The organism is Streptomyces sp. 8N114, from assembly GCF_052245835.1.
Lineage (GTDB): Bacteria > Actinomycetota > Actinomycetes > Streptomycetales > Streptomycetaceae > Streptomyces.
Genome location: NZ_JBQQBT010000008.1, coordinates 105,403 through 124,372 on the forward strand (window position 1 = coordinate 105,403; position 18,970 = coordinate 124,372).

The following is an 18,970-nucleotide window of genomic DNA, read 5'->3' on the forward strand; positions in this document are numbered from 1 at the left end:
ATCGGACAAGATCTGTCCGCTTATGGCTGGGAGTCAGGCATGGAACCGAAGCAGATCCGGGTGGGCATCATCGGAGCGAGCCCCGACCGCGGCTGGGCCGCTCGGGCACATGTCCCGGCGCTCGAAGCACTACCGGAGTACGAGCTGACGGCCGTTGGCACCAGCCGTCCGGAGAGCGCCGAGGCGGCGGCGCGCCGGTTCGGGGCCGCCCACGCGTTCACCGACGCCAGGCAGCTCGCCGAACATCCCGAGGTGGACCTGGTCGTCATCACCGTGAAGGTTCCCGCGCACGCCGAACTTGTCGGGGCCGCGCTGGCGGCCGGCAAGCATGTGTACTGCGAGTGGCCGTTGGCCCGCAGCACCGAGGAGGCCGACGGCCTCACGAAGTCGGCCCACGGCGCGGGCGTGCACCATGCGATCGGACTCCAGGCCCGGTACGCCCCGGCGATCGCCTACGCCCGCGACCTGATCGCCGAGGGCCACCTGGGCCGGGTCACCTCGGCCACGGTGTACGCCGCCCGCGGCAAGGGCGCCGGCGGCCGGATCCCCGCCTGGGCCGCGTACACCCTGGACCGCCACAACGGGGCCGGGACTCTCGAAGTCGCGGGCGGGCACACGCTCGACGCGGTGCGGCACCTGCTGGGCGACATCAGCGAGCTGTCGGCCAACCTGTCCGTCCAGCACCCTGTCTGCACCCTCGCCGAGACCGGCGAGGTGGTCGAGGCGACGAGCCCCGACCACCTCCTGCTCGACGCGACCCTCGACAACGGTGCCGTCGTATCGGCCCACATCCACGACGCCAAGATCACCGACAGTCGCACCCGGCTGGAAATCACCGGCACCGACGGAGACTTGGCCCTCGTCTCCACCGGTGCAGGCGGTTCGGCAGGCATCCAGATCGGCCAACTGCGCCTGCTCGGAACGGACGCGTCGGACGGTACCTACCGGGAGCTGCCCCTCCCCGACCGGTACCGCGTCGCCTTCGGCATCGACCCCGCCGCGGAAGGCTTCAACGTCGCCCGGATGTACCGTCACTTGGCGCTCGACCTTCGTACCGGATCGTCCAGCGTCCCCGACTTCGACACCGGCCTCGACCTGCACCGCCTCCTCGACACCATCCGCCTCTCCGCGCAGACCGGCACCCGCCGGGACCTGGGCTGACGTCCCCGGGCGCGCCCCGAAGGGGCGCGGGGCGTGTTGATGTGCGGCTCCGCCGCGTGGGCGCGACCAGCCTGGCGGTACCTCCCTGCTCGAAGAGCTTGGGGGAGTAGCCGCAGCCTGCGGCGGCCGGGCAAGGGCACCCCCTACCCGGACGGGGGCTTGGGGCCGGGCGGCCCGACGAGCCCGGCCCGCCGCTCGCCGTCGAGCACCCGCAGGGCCCGCTCCAGCGTCGCGGCGTGCAATTCGCTCTCACCGCGCTCGTGCATCAGCACGAGCGCGTCCCGCAGTCGGGCCGCCTTGCTGACCAGGCCCTGCGCGGCGCGGAGTCCGCCATAGGTGTCGCGGCCGCGTGCCGGGTTGATCCGGCCGAGCAGATCGAGAACCTCCAGATAGGCGTCGACCACCTCGCACTCCGCGCGGGTCAGCGCGGGGAGCGGTGGCAGGTCGTGCGGCCACCCGCGGCTCATCGGCGCCTCACCGCCGCGTGGGGGCGACCGGTGCCGACTTACGGCTGGTGGTCAGGCGGTCGATGAGGCCGTAGTCGACGGCCTGCTGCGCGGTGAAGATCTTGTCGCGCTCGATGTCCTGGCTGATCTTGTTGCGCGGCCGGCCGGTGTGGCGCTCGTACAGCTCCTCCAGCATCTCGCGGGTCCGCAGCATCTCCCGTGCCTGGATCTCCAGATCGGAGGACTGCCCCTGGATGGGCTCGTTGAGCGACGGCTGGTGGATGAGGATGCGTGCGCCCGGCAGCGCGAGCCGCTTGCCCGGCGTCCCGGCGGCCAGCAGTACGGAAGCGGCCGAGGCCGCCTGCCCCAGACAGACCGTCTCGATGTCGCAGGAGACGAACCGCATCGTGTCGTAGATGGCCGTCATTGCCGTGAACGAGCCGCCGGGCGAGTTGATGTACAGCGAGATGTCCTGGTCCGGCGCGGTGTGTTCGAGGTGGATGAACTGCGCCATGACGTCGTTGGCGGAGGTGTCGTCGATCTGCGTGCCGAGGAAGACGATCCGTTCCTCCATGAGCTTCGAGTACGGATCCATCGTCCGCATGCCGCTGCTGGTGCGCTCCGTGAACTCGGGCAGGACGTAGCGGGCTGTCGGTGCTGTCGGCTGGTTCCGCATGGCGTCGCACTCCACTCTCGAGCGAGAAACGTACAGGTTGTACAGAACATACGTGGAGCAGCCTGCCACGAACAGCGCCCAACGACCCCTGGAGAGGGGCGTATTCCGCTGAAGGCGAAGCAAGGAGAGCCCGGATATAGTTGCTGACCTGCGGTTTTGTGCTCGCCCCTAGAATGGCGGCATGGCTTACGAGATTCCGGTGACGCAGGCGCGGGCCGAGCTGGCGGATCTGATCAATCGGGTCGTCTACGGCGACGAGCGCGTCGTGGTGACCCGGCACGGGAAGCCGCTTGTGGGGCTGGTGTCGGCCGCAGACCTGGAGCGCCTGGAGCGGCTGGAGGCCGCGGACCAGGAACAGCCGGAGTCCGAGGAGATCATCAGCACCGTTTCCGGGTTCCCGGAGATCGGCGGTGGTGCGGTGCCCCGCGAGGCGCGGCGGTTCGGGATCGCCGCAGAGCACCGCGGCCCGGCCGCCGGGGACCGACGGCCGGGCCAGGGGAGTTGAGCCCGTACGGGCCGAAGGTCAGGAGCTGAGCTTCCAGACCGCCTGTGCGATGGCGTCGCTGTGCAGGTCGAGCGCCTTCTCGTCGATGTTGGAGATGTCGTCGCAGGCAGAGTGGTAGCAGGCGTCGTACGGTTCGCCCGCCTTACCGCCCCACTTGTCCGCCTGCTCCTGGGTCTTCTCCTCGCCCGCGCCAGTGAAGCTGCCGCCGACGGTGACGCCCGCCTCCTTGAACGGGGCGTGATCGCTGCGCCCGTTGGTCTCCTCGGACGCCTCGGTCTCGACGCCCTTGGAGCTGAACCAGTCCTTGAGGACCGACTCGACGGCGGCATCGTCGTCGTAGACGAAGTGGCCCGCGTTGGGTGAGCCGATCATGTCGAAGTTCAGATAGGTGTCGATCTTGCCGAGCTCGTCCTTCGAGAGGCTGTCGACGTAGTGGCTGGAGCCCACCAAGCCCTCTTCTTCGGCTCCCCACCAGGCGAACCGCAGATGCTTGGCGGGCTTGAGGTCCGCCTTGGCGACGGCCAGCGCGGTCTCCAGCACCCCGGCGGAGCCGGTGCCGTTGTCGTTGATGCCAGGGCCGGAGTCGACCGAGTCCAGGTGGGAGCCGGCCATCACGGTCGCCCCGGTGCCGCCCTTGGGCCAGTCCGCGATCAGGTTGTAGCCGGTGGAGCCGCCGCTGGTGAACTCCTGGACGGTGGTCTTGAAGCCCGCGGCGTCCAGCTTCTTCTTCATGTAGTCGAGGGAGGCACGGTAGCCGGGCTGCCCGTGGGCGCGGTTGCCGCCGTTTTCCTCGGCGACGGACTGGAGGTCCTTGAGGTCCTGTTGGACGGCTGAAACATCGATGTCGGGAGCCTCGGCCGCCCGGTCGCCGGGGGTGGCCTGCGCCGCCCCGCCGACGGCGAGCAGGGCGAGCGCGAGAACGGTGCCCGCCGAGGCGGCGACGGTGGCGCGGTGCCCACGTTGCTGGTGTCTTTGATGTCCGCGTATCACTGCTGAGCTCCGATGCTGTGTGGGGGGTGTGGGGCTGCCGATGACGGCAGGTATCGCCCGGAGCGGCGACATGGAGCAGTTGTTTTGACGCGGACATGAGAATGGTTGCGAGGTTGTCGCTCCGTCAAGAGCGCATATCGGACAGCCTGTTACGGAGACCGGAAGGTGCGGCGCCTTCGCTCTCGGTCCTCCCGGGTGCGGAGCGCATACCGCCGACGGTCACCGCGATCAGCCCCAGCACCGTCCACACGGTCAGTACCAGTACCGGGGTGTCCACCGCCTGCCCGTCGAAGAGGCCGACATTGCGCAGCAGCGTTCCCCCGGCCCCCGGCGGCAGCAACTGCCCCAGCACCCCCGCCGGTTCGGGCAGCATCTCCGGCGCGGTGGACATGCCCGACCAGGGGTTGCCCAGCAGCACCGAAAGGAGAGCGCCCGCCGCAATACCCTTCGGCCCCAGCAGTGCTCCGAGGCCCGCCACCGTGGAGCTCACAGCCAGCACGGTCAGCCCGAACGCGGCTGCCTCCGCCCACCAGTTGCCGGACAGCACACCGAGCCAGCTGTCGGCCAGCGCGGCAGCAACGACGCCGACCAGCACGGCAGTTCCCATCAGCGCTCCCACGCCCCGCGTGCCGCGCAGCCGCAGCAGGACGGTCAGCGCCCCGGCGGCCACCCCCGCGAGGGCGAGAGGCAGCACGCTCGAACTCAGCGCCGAGCCCCGCGGGTCGTTCGCGGGTGCCGGCACCACATCCTCGGTGCGTACGGTCGTGCCCTCGGGTGCGGTCCGGCTCGCGGCCTGTGTCAACAGCTGTGCGACCACGGGGCCGGCGGCGCTCGCCGTCAGCATCCTGGGCCCCGAAGGGCCGGCGACGAGGGCGCCGTAGACCTCGCGGTCCTGTACTGCTTTCCGGGCCGCGGCCTCGTCGGGGTAGCGGTGCACTTCGAAGGCGCCCTCGTGCTGCTGCAGTTGGCCCGTCAGCTGCTCGACGGCGGAGGGCGGCCCCGCGACGCCGAGCGGCAGATCGCGGGGTGCGGTACGGGCAGCGGGCCAGGCGAAGGCCCACAGCGCGAACGCGACGATCAGCGGTACCGCCACCAGCACTGCGAGCGGCCCCCGGGTGCGGCCGGGGGAGGGGGCGGGCGTTGTGGTCATGAGGCGATCCTCCGGAGGGAGAAGAGGTGTAACGACGTGGGTGAGAGCGGAAACTCAAAGAGAATGAGCGTTCGTTCTCGCGGACTTACGGTCTCGCCGAGGGCATGGATTGTCAAGAAGGAACGTTCGTTTTAGGCTGGCGGTATGGCCCGCGTCTCCGCAGAGCACCTCGAAGCCCGCCGCCGCCAGATCCTGGACGGCGCCCGCCGCTGCTTCCTCCGCAGCGGCTTCCATGCCGCCTCCATGCAGGACGTGCTCAAGGAGAGCGGGCTGTCCGCGGGCGCCGTCTACCGGTACTTCCGCAGCAAGGAGGAGATCATCGCGGCCGTGGCGGAGGAAGCACTGGAGACCATCAGGAGCTCCTTCGACCGGGTGGCCGCGGCCGAAGTGCCGCCGACGCCGGACGAGTTGTTCACCGAGGTCTTCGGCCGGCTCCAGAAATCCGTCGGGGCTGGGGAGGATTCCAGGGAACTGCCCCGGCTGCTCGTGCAGGTGTGGGGCGAGGGGCTGCGCAACCCCGAGCTGGCCGAGACGCTGGGCGACGCGTACGGGCAGCTTTCCGGGCAGTGGGCCCGGCTCGTCGAGGAGTACCAGGCGCGCGGGTGGGTGGACCCGCAGGCCGACGCCCTGAACGTCGCCCGTACGCTCATCGGCGCCGTGCAGGGGTACCTCGTCCAGCAGGCGCTGTGGGGCGGGATCGCGCCCGAGGAGTTCGCGAAGGGGTTGCGCGCGCTGGTGTCCATGTCGGTGCCGAGCGGCCGCGAGGACCGCTGACCGGGTAGTAAGCCGTCACCACCTTGAACGGTGACGCGGCGCTGGGACGTGGAGAGTCGCCGTCGTGATCGTCCCCTCGGTGCATGCGGAGCGTGTTAACGCCGGTGAAACGGCGCTGCCGTAATCTCCGGGGCAATGGGCGGCCGAAAGTCACGTGTGTGATACATCTACCGGCGTGTGTCGTCGCCGCGAGTGACCAAGGGCATTCCCGGGCCCGGCGACGACGGTGAGGTGGAGACTATGCAATTGACCCCGCACGAGCAGGAGCGGCTGCTCATTCACGTCGCGGCCGATGTGGCTCAGCGGCGCAAGGACCGCGGAGTGCGCCTCAACCACCCGGAGGCCGTCGCCCTCATCACGGCACACGTGCTCGAAGGGGCCCGCGACGGGCGGAGCGTCGCCCAGCTGATGGAGTCCGGGCGTACGGTCCTGACCCGCGACGACGTCATGGAGGGCATCCCCGAGATGCTCCACGACGTCCAGGTCGAGGCGACGTTCCCGGACGGCACCAAGCTCGTCACCGTGCACGAGCCCATCTCCTGACCGCGCCGACGAGGAGCCCCCACGCCATGATCCCCGGAGAGATCCAGTACGCCGAGGAACCGGTGCCGCTCAATGTGGGCGCCGAGGTCACCCGGCTGACCGTGCTCAACGCAGCCGACCGGCCCGTCCAGGTCGGCTCCCACTACCACTTCGCCGAGGCCAACCCCGGGCTGGACTTCGACCGCGAGGCCGCCTGGGGCAAGCGCCTCGGTATCGCCGCGGGCACCGCCGTCCGCTTCGAGCCCGGCATCCCCGTCGAGGTCACTCTCGTCCCGATAGGCGGCAGACGGATCGTCGCGGGGCTGCGTTCCGCCGCGGGAGGTTCCCTCGATGCGTGAGCTGTCCCGCCCCGCCTACGCCGATCTGTTCGGCCCCACCACAGGCGACCGGGTACGCCTCGCCGACACCGCACTCTTCGTCGAGATCGAGGACGATCTCTCCGGCGGGCCCGGACGCTCCGGCGACGAGGCGGTCTTCGGCGGCGGCAAGGTCATCCGGGAGTCCATGGGCCAGGCACTCGCCACCCGCGCCGAAGGCGCCCCCGACACGGTGATCACCGGCGTGCTCGTCCTCGACCACTGGGGTGTCGTCAAGGCAGATGTGGGCATCCGCGACGGCCGCATCGCGGCTCTGGGCAAGGCGGGCAACCCCGACACCATGGACGGCGTCCACTCCGACCTGGTCATCGGCCCCGAGACGGAGATCATCGCGGGCAACGGCAAGATCCTCACCGCCGGTGCCATCGACGCGCACGTCCACTTCATCTGTCCGCAGCTCGCCGACGAGGCGCTGGCCGCGGGCATCACCACGCTCGTCGGCGGCGGTACCGGCCCCGCCGAGGGCTCCAAAGCCACCACCGTCACCCCCGGCGCCTGGCACACCGCACGCACCCTGGAAGGCATGGACGGGCTGCCGCTCAACGTGGGGCTGCTCGGCAAGGGCAACACCGTCTCGCGCGGCGCGATGCTCGCCCAACTGCGGGGCGGCGCCGTCGGATTCAAGATCCACGAGGACTGGGGTGCAACCCCGGCCGCCATCGACGCCTGTCTGTCCGTCTGCGACGAGACCGGCGCCCAGGTCGCCATCCACACCGACACCCTCAACGAGGCCGGTTTCGTCGGCGACACCCTCGCCGCGATCGCCGGACGCGGCATCCACGCCTACCACACCGAGGGCGCCGGCGGCGGGCACGCGCCCGACATCATCACCGTCGTCGCCGAGCCCAACGTGCTGCCCTCCTCCACCAACCCGACCCGGCCGCACACCGTCAACACCATCGAGGAACACCTCGACATGCTGATGGTCTGCCACCACCTCAACCCGGCCGTGCCCGAGGACCTCGCCTTCGCCGAGTCCCGGATCCGGCCCAGCACCATAGCGGCCGAGGACACCCTGCACGACCTCGGCGCCATCTCGATCATCTCCTCCGACTCGCAGGCCATGGGCCGCATCGGCGAAGTGGTGCTGCGCACCTGGCAGACGGCGCATGTGATGAAGGAGCGGTACGGCGCCCTCGCGGGCGACGGGCGCGCCGACAATCTGCGGGCACGTCGCTATGTCGCCAAATACACGATCAACCCCGCCGTTGCGCAGGGCATGGACGGCGAGATCGGCTCCGTGGAGGCGGGCAAGCTCGCCGACCTGGTGCTGTGGGACCCCGCGTTCTTCGGCGTCAAACCGCAGCTCGTCATCAAGGGCGGACAGATCGCCTACGCACAGATGGGGGACGCCAACGCGTCCATCCCCACCCCGCAGCCGGTGCTGCCCCGACCCATGTTCGGGGCAACAGGGCGTGCCCCCGGCGCGAACTCCATCAACTTCGTGACGCAGACCGCGCTCGACGACGGCCTGCCCGAACGGCTCCCGCTCGCCAAGAAGTTCGTCGCCGTCCGCAACACCCGCTCCGTCACCAAGGCCGACATGCGGCAGAACGACGCGCGGCCCGACGTGCGGGTCGACCCCGACACGTTCACCGTCACCATCGACGGGACGCCGGTCGACCCGTCGCCGGCTGAAACGTTGCCCATGGCCCAGCGGTACTTCTTGTTCTGAGCCGCCCAGTTGTTCGCTGGGCGGCGCGCCGGGACGATCGTGGAGGTCGGCAACATGGTTGGTGGTGGCACCGCACTGCTGGTGCTTGCCGACGGCAGGTTCCCCGCAGGTGGGCACGCCCACTCCGGTGGGGTGGAGGCAGCCGTCAAAGCAGGCCGCGTCAAGGACGCGGTCTCCCTCGAGGAGTTCTGCCGGGGCCGACTGCATACAGCCGGCCTGACCTCGGCCGCCCTCTCATCCGCAGCCGCAGCAGGGCACGACCCTCTCGCGCTGGACGAGGCGGCCGACGCCCGTACTCCCTCGCCGGCGCTGCGCCGTACGGCCCGCAGGCTGGGCCGGCAGCTGATGCGGGCGGCCCGGGCCACCTGGCCGGGCCCCGAGCTGGACGCGCTGGCCGCTGCCCGCCCCAAGGGTGCGCACCAGCCCGTCGTGCTGGGGCTCGCGGCCCGTTCGGCGGGGCTCGGCCCGCTGGACGTGGCGCATGCCGCCGCGTACGAGAGCGTCAGCGCACCGGCGACGGCGGCCGTCCGCCTCCTCAGCCTCGATCCGTTCGACGCGACCGCCGTACTGGCCCGGCTCGCCACCGAGACGGACGAGGTGGCGCGGCAGGCCGAGGCCGCGAGCAGGGGAGCGGTCGAGGACCTTCCCGCTGCTTCGGCCCCGCTTCTGGACATCACCGCCGAGCAGCACGCGACCTGGCCCGTACGCCTCTTCGCCTCCTGACTCCGAACGCCCCCGACCCCACCACCGGAGGAGCCCGTGCACCTCGATCACGCCAGCACCACCTATCCCGAGCGGCACACTGTCTCGGCGACCCGGCCCGACGGCAGCCGCCGGGCGCTCCGCGTCGGTCTGGGCGGACCCGTCGGCTCGGGCAAGACCGCCACCGTCGCGGCGCTGTGCCGCGCGCTGCGCGACCGGCTGTCGCTGGCCGTCGTCACCAACGACATCTACACCCAAGAGGACGCCGCCTTTCTGCTGCGCGAGGCCGTGCTGCCGCCGGAGCGGATCGCCGCGGTGGAGACCGGCGCCTGCCCGCACACCGCGATCCGGGACGACATCTCCGCGAACCTGGAGGCGGTCGAGGACCTCGAGGACGCGTTTTCCTCCGCGGGGGCCGGCCCGCTCGATGTGGTGCTGGTCGAGTCCGGCGGCGACAACCTCACCGCGACGTTCTCCAAGGGACTGGTCGACGTGCAGATCTTCGTCATCGACGTGGCGGGTGGCGACGACATCCCCCGCAAGGGCGGCCCGGGCGTCACCACCGCGGACCTGCTGGTCGTCAACAAGACGGACCTCGCCCCCTACGTCGGCTCGGATCTGGAGGGAATGGCGCGGGACGCCAAGGAACAGCGCGGCGAACTGCCGGTGCTCTTCCAGTCGCTGCGCGGTGAGCCCGGCGTGGGCCCGGTCGCGGACTGGGTGCGTGAGCAATACGTCGCCTGGACGGCGACGGCGGCCCTCCCAGCATGACGGTCACGGCAGCGGCAACGACAAAGGCGGCGGCAACCGCGCCGCCGGCCACCGCGGGCGTCCGCGCTCGCGCCCGGATCACCGCCGTGCCCGACGGGCGCGGCGGCACCGCGCTGCCGCTGCTCAGCGGCGGAGGGCCGGTGGCGCTGCGCCGTACCCGCTCGGCCGACCCGACAGTCGCCCGGGTCACGCTCGTCGGGGCGATGAGTGCCCCGCTGGGCGGGGACCGGCTCGCCGTCGAGGCCCGTGCCGAACCGGGCGCCGCGCTGCGGGTGGACGGCAGCGCGGCCACCCTCGCGCTGCCGGGACGTACGGCGGAGCCCGCCTGCTACGACGTACGGCTGGAGGTCGGTGAGGGTGGTCAACTGCACTGGCTGCCAGAGCCGTTGATCTCCGTACGCGGCAGTGACCTGCGGCAGCGCCTTTGTGCCGAACTGGCGCCCGGGGCACGCCTCGTGCTGCGGGACGAGCAGGTGCTGGGTCGTACCGGGGAGGGGCCCGGCAGGCTCAGCAGCCGACTCACCGTGCGCAGGGACGGGCGCCCGCTGCTCGACCAGCAGCTCGACTTCGGGCCGGGCGCCCCGGGGTGGGACGGCGGCGCTGCCCTGGGTGGATACCGGGCGGTGGGCCAACTGCTCGTGGTGGGCCCGGAGTTGACGGAGATGAAGCCGGTGGCGACGCGGGTGCTGGGGGAGACGGCTGTCGTCACGCCGCTGGAGGGGCCGGCGTTGCTGGTCACCGCCGTCGCGCCGGATGGGCTGCAGCTGCGGCGGATGCTCGATTCCGCAATGACGTTCACGTCTTGGTAAAGAACGATCCGCTGCACTGTCACTTACCGTCGGCGACCATGAAGGATCCCCTCTGAAGACCACCACCGTGGTCGACAACCACCACCGTGGTCACCGACCACCGCCACCACACGCGGCAGTACCCGGAGGGGGAAATACGTGAACAGACGGAAGGCGGCCATAGCCGTCGCCGGCACCATCGCCGCCGGAGCCCTCACGGCGGGGCTCATATCCGTTCCGTCGGCCCTGGCGGAAGGCAGCAGCACCCACACGCAGTCGGCCGAGCGCTCCGGTGCCGCCGAGGCGCGCGGCGTCCAGCAGGCCGCAGCCCGTGCGGCCCGTGCCGGTATCGACTGGAAGGACTGCCCCGCCGACTGGGGTACCAAGGACGGCGTCGAGTGCGGCTGGGTGACCGTGCCGCTCGACTACGCCAAGCCGGACGGCAAGAAGATCCGGATCGCCGTCGACCGGGCGCGCAGCACCGGCGGCAAGGAGAAGCGGCAGGGCTCCCTCGTCTACAACCCGGGCGGCCCGGGCGCCTCCGGCCTGCGCTTCCCCAACCGCATCCCGGACAAGAACCCGCTGTGGGCGAAGGCCGCCACCGCCTACGACTTCGTCGGCTTCGACCCGCGCGGTGTCGGCCACTCGGCGCCCATATCCTGTGCCGACCCCCAGGAGTGGGTCAAGGCTCCCAAGGCGGACCCGGTTCCCGACAGCGAGGCCGACAAGCTCGCCCAGCGCAAGCTCGCCAAGGAGTACGCGGACGGCTGCAAGGAGCGCAGCGGCGCTCTGCTCGCGCAGATGACCACGCCCAACGCCGCGCGTGACCTCGACGTCATCCGCGCCGCGCTCGGCGACAAGAAGCTCAACTTCCTCGGCGTCTCCTACGGCACCTACATGGGCGCCGTCTACGCCGAGCTCTTCCCCGGCCACATCCGGCGGATGATCACCGACAGCGTGGTCAACCCCTCCACGAAGAAGATCTGGTACGACGTCAACCTCGACCAGGACGTGGCCTTCCAGACCCGCTGGGACGACTGGAAGAAGTGGGTCGCAAAGCACGACGACGTCTACGGCATCGGCTCGACGCCCGAGAAGGTGGAGGCCAAGTGGCGCGAGCTGCGCGCCACCGCGAAGAAGGACCCCATCGGCGGCGTCGTCGGCCCCGCCGAACTGCTGGGCTTCTTCCAGAGCGCGCCGTACTACGACTCCTCGTGGGCCGAGGTCGCCTCGGTGTGGTCCGCCTACCTCAAGGGTGACGAGAAGCCGCTCGTCGAGTCCGCGGGCCCGGACATGTCGGATGTAGCGGGCAACAAGGCGAGCGAGAACAGCAACGCCGTCTACACCGCCGTCGAGTGCAACGACGCCAAGTGGCCGCGCGACTGGAAGACCTGGGACCGGGACAACACCCGGCTGCACGAGAAGTACCCGTTCCTCACCTGGTCCAACGCGTGGATGAACTACCCGTGCGGCGTCTGGCCGCTCAAGCAGCACGACGCGCTGGAGATCCGTGCCAAGACCTCGCACCCGGTGCTGCTGATCCAGGCCACCCGGGACGCCGCCACCCCCTACCCGGGCGGTGTCGAGCTGCACAAGCGTCTCAAGGGCTCCCGTCTGATCACCGAGAAGGACGCCGGCTCGCACGGCATCACCAACCTGGAGAACCGCTGCATCAACGAGCGGGTCGACGCCTATCTCCTCAAGGGCACCGTCGACTCCAAGGACGTGACCTGCGCTCCGCACGCCACCCCCGAGCCGGTCAAGTCCCCGGCCAAGGCAACGGCGAAGGCCAAGGCCGCGGCGGTGCCTCAACTCACCCCGTGAGCTGAGGCCGCAGACCCACACCCCCGAGGGGCGGCCCGGACAATCGGGACCGCCCCTCGGTCGTTCACCTGGGCCGCGTCCGGCGGATCTTGCCGCCCCCTCCGTGGTTCCGGTGAAGGGGTGCTCCTGCCCGTCGCTTGCGGGCTGCGGCCTGGTTGTGGCCGGTCGCGCAGTTCCCCACGCCCCTTCGGGACGCAGGCCCTCAGCGCCGGTTCTCCGCCAGCCAGCGATCCTCGGCCGCGTAGTCGAACAGATCACCCGCAGGGTCGTACGCCTCCGCCATCTCCGGCAGCGCCTCCCGCCAGTCCCGGTCGCGGGTATGGCCGATCAGCCACTCCAGCGTGCTGGGCAGCGCCTGCTCGTACGTCGTCACCGGCCGGTAGCCCAGCTCGCGTTCGGCAGCGGCCATGTCCAGCACCAGCGGATACGGCAACGACCACGGTGTGCGGCCCACCGTCGGTGCGTCCTCGGGCGGCGCGCCGTCCAGCAGCACCGTCCGGCATTCCCAGCCGAGCACCTCGTCGTGCAGCTCCGCGATCCGGGCCACCGTGGGCGCCTCCGGGTCGGCGGCGTTCAGCACCCTCGCCCCGGGCAGCCGCGCGGCCAGCCGCACCAGTTCGGCGATGTTGTCGACGTGTACGGGGTGGAAGCGGCTCTCCCCGCGGTGAGCCAGCACCAGGACCCGGCGCCCGTCCTGCCACCGCTTGACGAAGTGCAACTCCCGCGGTGTGCGGCAGTGCCGGCCGTAGATCGCGCCCGCGCGCAGCAGTGTGACGGGCAGCCGGTCGCCCAGCGCCGTCAGCTCCTTCTCGATCAGGACCTTGCGGGAGCCGTACTCCTCACGGCCGGGCGGGACGGTGCGGTACGTCTCCGAGATCGGCACCGGGTAGCGCGGAAAACCGTCCGGCTCGCCCTTGGTGGCGAAGCTGCGGCCCCGCTCGTCCTCGTACACCGCACCGCTGGAGAGGACGACGGCGGAGCCGAGCCGGTCGGCCAGGCCCGCGATCTGGTGGGCGTGGCCGGACTGCATGGCCGTCACATCCAGCAGCAGGTCGCAGCCGTCGCCGACGGTCTCCTCGAGGGCGCCCGGCGCGTCGCGGTCCACCGCGGCGGCGGTGACCCCCTCGGGCCACGCGGCATCCGCGCCGCCGCTGCGGGAGGCCGCCGTCACCTCCCACCCGTCCCTGGCCAGTGCGCACACCGCGGCCCGCCCGATCTGTCCCGTCGCACCCAGCACAAGAGCCCGTGATCCAGTCATGACTGCACGCTAGGTCGGCTGCACCCACGGTGACCAGGGAGTCCCGCCCCGACGATTACGCCGACGCTGACCGTCAGCGCATCGAGCCGCTGCTCTTCCGCGGCTTCTCCTTCTGCTGTTTCTGCTGCTTCTCCTGCTTTTCGCGGGCCCGCTCCCGGGCCTGGGCGGCCTTCGCGTCGGGTGCGTACATGTCCACGTACTCCTGGCCCGACAGCCGCATGATCTCGTGGATGATCTCGTCGGTGACGGCCCGCAGCACTGTGCGCTCGTGCTCCATTCCCGCGAACCGCGAGAAGTCCAGCGGCTTGCCGAACCTGATCGTCACCCGGCCCATGCGGGGCACCTTCCGCCCCGGTGGCTGGAGCTCGAAGGTGCCGACCATCGCGCAGGGGATCACCTTCACCCCGGCGCCGAGCGCCATCGCGGCGACGCCGACCCGGCCCTTGTAGAGGCGGCCGTCGTGGGAGCGGGTCCCCTCGGGATAGATGCCGAGCAACTCGCCTTTGCCGAGCACGCCAAGCCCCTCGTCGATGGCCGCTTGGCCTGCGCCTTTTCCGGAGCGGTCGACGGGGATCTGGCCCACACTGTGGAAGAACGCCGCCGTCAGCCGCCCCTTGAGGCCCGGTCCGGTGAAGTACTCGGCCTTGGCGAGGAAGGTGATCCGGCGCTTGAGGATCGCGGGCATCACGAAGTGGTCCGAGAAGGACAGATGGTTTCCCGCGACGATCGCCGGCCCTTCGTCCGGCACGTTCTCCAGCCCCTCGATCCGGGGCCTGAACACGAGCCGCAGCAGCGGCCCCAGCAACACGTACTTCAGTACGTAATAGAACACGGGGTCACCTCTGGCTCTACCGTATCGACTCAGCAGTGGGCTTTTCGCAGGTCGGACTGCTCGTCGGGGGAGCCGCGGCGATGCGGTTCTCTGGCCACCTGAGACCAGGTCTGATCGGACTCATGCTGACTCCTTGCTGACTTCCTGACTGACCATCAGGTGGTGTGATCGAGGTAACGTATCGTAGCGCGCTGCGAAGCTGGGGCAGGGCTGGCAAGCGCAGCCCTTTTGCCGGGTGCGCAGGATTCGCCGCTTCGGCCCTCAGCTGTCAGCAGGCCCGCACAGGCGGGTCAGCTCGTGGGCGAGGGTGTCCGCGAACTCCTGCGGGCGGTCGCTGAGGTAGAAGTGGCCGCCGGAGAAGACATGGAAGGTGACGTCGCCGCTGGTGTGGTCGCGCCAGGCTTCCGCCTCCGCGGGGGAGGCGCGGGGGTCCTCGTCCCCGACGAAGACGCTGAGCGGACAGCCGAGCGGCGGGCCCGGCGACTTGCGGTACGTCTCGATTGCCCGGTAGTCGGCACGCAGGGCAGGGAGGATCATCTCGCGCATGTCGGGGTCGTCCAGCAACGCGTCGTCCGTGCCGCTCAGCCGACGGATCTCGTCGATGAGACCCGCGTCGTCGAGCTGGTGGACGGTCTCCGTGCGGGTCAGGGAGGGCGCCCGGCGGCCGGAGACGATCAGTCCGAGCGGGGACCCGGCGCCCGACCGCTCCCGGCGCCGGGCAACTTCGAAGGCGAGGATCGCGCCCATGCTGTGCCCGAACAGCACCAAGGGCGTCCCGGGCTCCTCCCGGAGCACCTCGCATACGGCGTCGGCCAGTTCGTCGATGGAGGACAGACATGGCTCGCCGAGCCTGTCCTGGCGCCCCGGGTACTGGACGGCGTAAGCCTCCACGGTGTCGGGCAGCGACCGCCGCAGGGGGAAGAAGAAGCTCGCCGAACCTCCCGCGTGCGGGAAGCAGATCAGCCGGGCGCGGGCGCCCGGTGCGGATGCCAGGCGGCGCAGCCAGCGGTCGGAGCGCGGAGCGGGCGCCGTGCTGCGGGACGTCTGGCCGGCCGCGTTGCCGGATGCTGCGGTCATTCGGACTCCGTCGGAATCGTCTGGACTGGGACTGGAATGTCGGGGACAGGCCGGGGCCGGTCGTCCGCACAGCGTAGAAGAGGTCAACCGGGGGCAATGACACGGGAGTTGTCTCCGATCGGCAGCCGGGTGGCAGCCGGTGTCCGCTCACGGCGGGCAGGGCCGTCGACGTACGGAAACGGGGGCCATGGCATAGCGCTGGCACTGCTTCGGTTCCGGCAGGTCGTTCACAGGCGCACCGCCTCCTAACCGGCCATCCCGTTCGGCGCCGGGGCCGCCTTCTCGGCGTCCGTCCCCTGGTGGCCGGGGCTGCCGCTGCCGTCGTCGAAGTTCTCCAGTGCCTGCTTGATCTCGCCGAGCACGTCCGCCGCCTCGGCCCCGTCGATCACCCGGTGGTCGAAGGTTAGGGACAGCGGCAGCACGGGGGCGATGGTGACCGCACCGTCGCGTACCACGGGACGGTCGGCGACGGCGCCCAGGCCGAGGGTGACCGTGGTGCCACCGACGGAGTGGAACGAGGTGACGGGCCGGTGCCCCAGCGAGGTGACGGAGAACGTGCCGTTGGTGGTGATCCGGCGGCGCAGCGGTCGCGTGCCCATCCGGTAGGCGAGGTGCCCGAGCGGCCCCGGCAGCCGCTGCAGGGCCCGTACCCCGGCGAACTCCGGCATCCGGTCGGGGTCGCCGTCGCGGAAGCGGGCCGTCTGTTCGGCGATGTCCCGAAGGCTCCTCAGGTGTACGTCCGGCAGCACCGCCGAGAGGACGACACGGCGCCCGCCCATCGTCTTGTCCAGCGCGAGCTTCGCCGCCACGGTTTCGTAGGGGGCGACCCGGGGCCGGAGCCCGCCGCGGAGCGCGGCGTTCGCCTCCGGATGCGCGGCCAGCACCCGCGCCGCGGCATACAGCACATAGGTGACGGCCGAGAACCTGTCGCCCCGCGCCCGCGCCTCCTGCTGATGGCGCCGCACCGCGGTCATATCGATCTCGGCTCCCAGAAACACCGGCGCGTAGCCGCGGAGCTCCCGGAGGAAGTACGCGGTGTGCCGGCGCTCGCGGGGAAAGGGGTCCGCTCTCATGTCCGTGCTCCCGTCATGCGTTCTCGACCAGCTTGTAGAGGGCGTGCGAGGTGAAGTCGATGAAGGCGTGGAACGATTCGAACGCGATCACAGGGGGCTCTCTCCGAAGCTCTCCGTCAGACGCACGTGCGGCGGCGGGGCCGGAACGTGGCTGAGATCGTGGCGGAAGGTGGTCGTGGTTCCGTCGTCGGCGACCTCGGTGAACCCGTGCGCTGTGTACAGGCCGGCGACCTTGCCGTTCTTCGCCGTCCTGCGGTAGGTGCCGGTCACCGACCCGGCCCCGCTGTCCTTCGCGTGCCGCAGGACGGACGACAGACAGGTCTGCTCGATACCGCGGGCGAAGACCCGGCAGCTGAGCACGAAGTTGTCGATGTGCAGCCGGTCCTGCTCGCGGCGCAGGAAGAGCGCGCCGACCAGCCCGTTGTCCCCGAACCTGTCGCCGCTGTGCACGGCGAGCACCCCGGTGTCCGGGGCGGCCAGCAGTTCCCCGACCTCGGCGGGCTGCATACGCACCGTGGTCAGGTTGAACTGGTTCGTGCGCAGGGTCAGCTGCGCTATCCGGGGTACCTCGGCAGCGGTGGGTGCTGCCAGCCGTACGCGGACCTCCAGCTGACTCAGGTACTCCTCGACCGAGGCGAAGCCCTCCAGGAAGTCCTTGCGCCGTGCCTCCTGCCGGTAGCGGCTGACGCGCCGGTGGTCCTCGCGCGTCAGCTGACGGCAGTCGAACCAGCCGTCGTGCAGCAGCGCTTCGATGTGGAGCGCCGGCTCGTCGCCCACGGCGACCACCGTGACGTCGGGCAGCGCGCGCCGGACCAGCTCCCGCTCGTAGGAGCTGTCGTCCACGAAGACGAAGGCGTCCGTACCGACGTTGAGCGCCTCCGCGACCTCCGCGATCGCCTCGTGCTTGGGCCCCCAGCCGGCGGCGATCCGCACGAAGTCCTCCTCCCGGAGGGTCATATTGGGGTGACCGCGCAGCACGCTGCGCACCGGGTCCACGTCGTTCTTGCTGGCCGCCGCCAACAGCACGCCCTGTGAGGCGAGCTGTTTGACGACGCGCTGGAACGCCGCGAACGCCTCCCCGCGGTAGCTGCCCGCCACCTCGATCCCGTCCGGCCCGTCGTCCCCCAGCACGCCGCCCCACACCGTGTTGTCCAGGTCGAGGACGAGCGCCTTCTTGGTCCCTCCCGCCACGTGCCGCGCCAGATGGCCGACCTCGCGCGCGTACTCGGCCAGCAGGGGCGAGGACAGATGGGCCTTGGTGTAGATGCTCAGCCGCACGTCCTCCACGGCCACCCCGCAGGCCGTCAACGGGTCCAGGTCCAGTACGACCAGCCAGGGGCGGTCCTCGGCCAGGGTGAGCAACCGCGCGTTGAACTCCCGCCACAGGGCGCCGAGCCGCGCCCGGGACCGGTGGTCGACGAGCTGCGCGGCGAACCGGCGGGGCAGCGGCAGGGTGTTGAACACCAGCGTGCCGTCACAGCTGTTTCCGAACCGGTCCGCCAGCCCCTCCAGCACGGCCAGCTTCCGCTTGGCCGCGTCCTCGACGTGCTCCGGCAGCCACGGCGTCGGCACCTCGTCGAAGACGACGGCGGGGTCCAGCACACACAGGGCCACGTCGGGCCGGGCCGCGTACAGCTCGCTGTCCACCTCGCCCAGGTCGAAGACGTAGCTGTCGAAATCGCCGAGGTGCCGCCGCATCAGCAGCCCGTGCCGGGCCAGTTCGGCGGTCAGCGCCGGAACCAGGGCCGCCAGTGTGCCGTGACCGGTCACGGCCACGGTGAGTGCGGGGACGCGGGGATGTACGGCGAGGACCTGCTCCGGGTCGACCCGGCTCAGCAGATGTCCCGCCCTTATCAGTTCGGAGCCTGTCAGCCGGCTCACCAGCTGCCTGACCTCCGGGTAGCGGGGGACCAGCTGCTCCTGCCGGTACATGTGCAGCAGGGTGTCCGCCGCGGAGTCGGCGTCGCCGTCGGCCGGCGGAGCGGAATCGGCGACGTCGGTCTCCTTCCAGTCCAGTCCGTCCAGAAGGTCGGCGAGGACCACCGGGGGACCCGGGAGCATGCCGGCGGTCGGCACGTGGATGTCGCGACGGTCCATTCTCTTCCTCCCGGCGTTTGGGGTTCCAGCGTCGTCGTCCGGGCTAAAGCCGCCCTAGTCACAGGCTCAGCAGGCGGTGCACGGCGCTCTTTCCTGCTTCGGGGGAGGGTGCGCGCCCTGCACGAGGCGCCCGGGCTGCGGGCATGTCGTGGTCGGGCGACTGCCACAGTCAGCACTGCCTCGCCCTCGCGGGCGGCGAAGCGCCATTCGGCCCTGGGGCTTTCATGCTTAGGGGGCGTGCCGCCCGCCTC

Annotated in this window: 19 protein-coding genes; 10 read left to right on the forward strand and 9 right to left on the reverse strand. The window is 70.8% G+C overall.

Annotated elements, in window-relative coordinates; translation table 11 throughout:
• Positions 1-39: 39 nt before the first annotated feature.
• Positions 40-1,161 carry a Gfo/Idh/MocA family protein gene (locus ACTWQF_RS19040; protein WP_443280727.1) on the forward strand — a complete coding sequence of 374 codons (1,122 nt, stop codon included), beginning with the start codon at positions 40-42 and terminating at the stop codon, positions 1,159-1,161.
• Positions 1,162-1,304: 143 nt separating this feature from the next.
• On the opposite strand, the gene ACTWQF_RS19045 is transcribed toward ACTWQF_RS19040, so the two are convergent.
• Both ACTWQF_RS19045 and ACTWQF_RS19050 read right to left on the reverse strand, forming a co-directional pair.
• Complete coding sequence (locus ACTWQF_RS19045) at positions 1,305-1,628, reverse strand: hypothetical protein (protein ID WP_443280729.1); 324 nt, start codon at positions 1,626-1,628, stop codon at positions 1,305-1,307.
• Positions 1,629-1,635: 7 nt separating this feature from the next.
• Positions 1,636-2,283, reverse strand: coding sequence for an ATP-dependent Clp protease proteolytic subunit (locus tag ACTWQF_RS19050; protein ID WP_443280731.1), 648 nt, complete (start codon positions 2,281-2,283; stop codon positions 1,636-1,638).
• A gap of 181 nt (positions 2,284-2,464) precedes the next feature.
• Here ACTWQF_RS19050 and ACTWQF_RS19055 point away from each other — a divergent pair, with 181 nt between their 5' ends.
• Positions 2,465-2,788, forward strand: a complete 324-nt coding sequence (locus ACTWQF_RS19055; RefSeq protein ID WP_443280733.1) for a type II toxin-antitoxin system Phd/YefM family antitoxin — start codon at positions 2,465-2,467, stop codon at positions 2,786-2,788.
• An 18-nt stretch (positions 2,789-2,806) separates the two neighbouring features.
• On the opposite strand, the gene ACTWQF_RS19060 is transcribed toward ACTWQF_RS19055, so the two are convergent.
• On the reverse strand, positions 2,807-3,778 hold the full coding sequence (locus ACTWQF_RS19060; RefSeq protein ID WP_443280734.1) for a M28 family metallopeptidase: 972 nt from the start codon (positions 3,776-3,778) through the stop codon (positions 2,807-2,809).
• A 124-nt stretch (positions 3,779-3,902) separates the two neighbouring features.
• Entirely contained in the window at positions 3,903-4,928 is a 1,026-nt protein-coding gene (locus ACTWQF_RS19065) for an ABC transporter permease (protein ID WP_443280736.1), read from the reverse strand.
• Between the two features lie 144 nt (positions 4,929-5,072).
• On the opposite strand from ACTWQF_RS19065, the gene ACTWQF_RS19070 reads away from it, so the two are divergent.
• The 8 genes from ACTWQF_RS19070 (at position 5,073) to ACTWQF_RS19105 (ending at position 12,382) form a co-directional block, all read left to right on the forward strand.
• Positions 5,073-5,702, forward strand: coding sequence for a TetR/AcrR family transcriptional regulator (locus ACTWQF_RS19070; protein ID WP_443280738.1), 630 nt, complete (start codon positions 5,073-5,075; stop codon positions 5,700-5,702).
• A gap of 240 nt (positions 5,703-5,942) precedes the next feature.
• Entirely contained in the window at positions 5,943-6,245 is a 303-nt protein-coding gene (locus tag ACTWQF_RS19075) for an urease subunit gamma (RefSeq protein WP_209239744.1), read from the forward strand.
• 26 nt (positions 6,246-6,271) lie between these two features.
• Positions 6,272-6,583 carry an urease subunit beta gene (locus tag ACTWQF_RS19080; protein ID WP_443280739.1) on the forward strand — a complete coding sequence of 104 codons (312 nt, stop codon included), beginning with the start codon at positions 6,272-6,274 and terminating at the stop codon, positions 6,581-6,583.
• On the forward strand, positions 6,576-8,297 hold the full coding sequence (locus ACTWQF_RS19085; protein WP_443280741.1) for an urease subunit alpha: 1,722 nt from the start codon (positions 6,576-6,578) through the stop codon (positions 8,295-8,297). Before ACTWQF_RS19080 ends, ACTWQF_RS19085 begins: the two co-directional genes overlap by 8 nt.
• 54 nt (positions 8,298-8,351) lie before the next feature.
• Positions 8,352-9,020 (forward strand): urease accessory protein UreF, encoded by a 669-nt coding sequence (locus ACTWQF_RS19090; RefSeq protein ID WP_443280743.1) that lies wholly within the window; start codon positions 8,352-8,354, stop codon positions 9,018-9,020.
• 36 nt (positions 9,021-9,056) lie between these two features.
• Positions 9,057-9,770 carry an urease accessory protein UreG gene (ureG, locus tag ACTWQF_RS19095; RefSeq protein ID WP_443280744.1) on the forward strand — a complete coding sequence of 238 codons (714 nt, stop codon included), beginning with the start codon at positions 9,057-9,059 and terminating at the stop codon, positions 9,768-9,770.
• Positions 9,767-10,579, forward strand: coding sequence for an urease accessory protein UreD (locus ACTWQF_RS19100; RefSeq protein WP_443280746.1), 813 nt, complete (start codon positions 9,767-9,769; stop codon positions 10,577-10,579). The genes ureG and ACTWQF_RS19100 overlap by 4 nt, the downstream gene beginning before the upstream one ends.
• Before the next feature lie 138 nt (positions 10,580-10,717).
• The gene (locus tag ACTWQF_RS19105) at positions 10,718-12,382 is read left to right on the forward strand and encodes an alpha/beta hydrolase (protein ID WP_443280747.1); all 1,665 of its coding nucleotides are present in this window, start codon (positions 10,718-10,720) and stop codon (positions 12,380-12,382) included.
• Positions 12,383-12,584: 202 nt separating this feature from the next.
• Here ACTWQF_RS19105 and ACTWQF_RS19110 read toward each other — a convergent pair whose 3' ends face one another.
• The 5 genes from ACTWQF_RS19110 to ACTWQF_RS19130 form a co-directional block, all read right to left on the reverse strand.
• Positions 12,585-13,640 carry an NAD-dependent epimerase/dehydratase family protein gene (locus ACTWQF_RS19110; RefSeq protein ID WP_443280748.1) on the reverse strand — a complete coding sequence of 352 codons (1,056 nt, stop codon included), beginning with the start codon at positions 13,638-13,640 and terminating at the stop codon, positions 12,585-12,587.
• Positions 13,641-13,713: 73 nt separating this feature from the next.
• A complete protein-coding gene (locus tag ACTWQF_RS19115) occupies positions 13,714-14,472 on the reverse strand; it encodes a lysophospholipid acyltransferase family protein (protein ID WP_443280750.1) in 759 nt (252 codons plus the stop codon).
• A gap of 261 nt (positions 14,473-14,733) precedes the next feature.
• The gene (locus ACTWQF_RS19120; RefSeq protein WP_443280752.1) at positions 14,734-15,549 is read right to left on the reverse strand and encodes a thioesterase II family protein; all 816 of its coding nucleotides are present in this window, start codon (positions 15,547-15,549) and stop codon (positions 14,734-14,736) included.
• Positions 15,550-15,794: 245 nt separating this feature from the next.
• Positions 15,795-16,622 carry a 2-oxo acid dehydrogenase subunit E2 gene (locus ACTWQF_RS19125; RefSeq protein WP_443280754.1) on the reverse strand — a complete coding sequence of 276 codons (828 nt, stop codon included), beginning with the start codon at positions 16,620-16,622 and terminating at the stop codon, positions 15,795-15,797.
• An 87-nt stretch (positions 16,623-16,709) separates the two neighbouring features.
• On the reverse strand, positions 16,710-18,719 hold the full coding sequence (locus tag ACTWQF_RS19130; RefSeq protein ID WP_443280756.1) for an HAD-IIIC family phosphatase: 2,010 nt from the start codon (positions 18,717-18,719) through the stop codon (positions 16,710-16,712).
• Between the last annotated feature and the right edge of the window lie 251 nt (positions 18,720-18,970).

Coding starts and splice junctions, on each gene's coding strand:
- ACTWQF_RS19040 (WP_443280727.1), top strand. CDS start 40: ATGGAACCGAAGCAGATCCGGGTGGGCATCATCGGAGCGAGCCCCGAC.
- ACTWQF_RS19045 (WP_443280729.1), bottom strand. CDS start 1,628: ATGAGCCGCGGGTGGCCGCACGACCTGCCACCGCTCCCCGCGCTGACC.
- ACTWQF_RS19050 (WP_443280731.1), bottom strand. CDS start 2,283: ATGCGGAACCAGCCGACAGCACCGACAGCCCGCTACGTCCTGCCCGAG.
- ACTWQF_RS19055 (WP_443280733.1), top strand. CDS start 2,465: ATGGCTTACGAGATTCCGGTGACGCAGGCGCGGGCCGAGCTGGCGGAT.
- ACTWQF_RS19065 (WP_443280736.1), bottom strand. CDS start 4,928: ATGACCACAACGCCCGCCCCCTCCCCCGGCCGCACCCGGGGGCCGCTC.
- ACTWQF_RS19070 (WP_443280738.1), top strand. CDS start 5,073: ATGGCCCGCGTCTCCGCAGAGCACCTCGAAGCCCGCCGCCGCCAGATC.
- ACTWQF_RS19075 (WP_209239744.1), top strand. CDS start 5,943: ATGCAATTGACCCCGCACGAGCAGGAGCGGCTGCTCATTCACGTCGCG.
- ACTWQF_RS19080 (WP_443280739.1), top strand. CDS start 6,272: ATGATCCCCGGAGAGATCCAGTACGCCGAGGAACCGGTGCCGCTCAAT.
- ACTWQF_RS19085 (WP_443280741.1), top strand. CDS start 6,576: ATGCGTGAGCTGTCCCGCCCCGCCTACGCCGATCTGTTCGGCCCCACC.
- ACTWQF_RS19090 (WP_443280743.1), top strand. CDS start 8,352: ATGGTTGGTGGTGGCACCGCACTGCTGGTGCTTGCCGACGGCAGGTTC.
- ACTWQF_RS19100 (WP_443280746.1), top strand. CDS start 9,767: ATGACGGTCACGGCAGCGGCAACGACAAAGGCGGCGGCAACCGCGCCG.
- ACTWQF_RS19110 (WP_443280748.1), bottom strand. CDS start 13,640: ATGACTGGATCACGGGCTCTTGTGCTGGGTGCGACGGGACAGATCGGG.
- ACTWQF_RS19120 (WP_443280752.1), bottom strand. CDS start 15,549: ATGACCGCAGCATCCGGCAACGCGGCCGGCCAGACGTCCCGCAGCACG.
- ACTWQF_RS19125 (WP_443280754.1), bottom strand. CDS start 16,622: ATGAGAGCGGACCCCTTTCCCCGCGAGCGCCGGCACACCGCGTACTTC.
- ACTWQF_RS19130 (WP_443280756.1), bottom strand. CDS start 18,719: ATGGACCGTCGCGACATCCACGTGCCGACCGCCGGCATGCTCCCGGGT.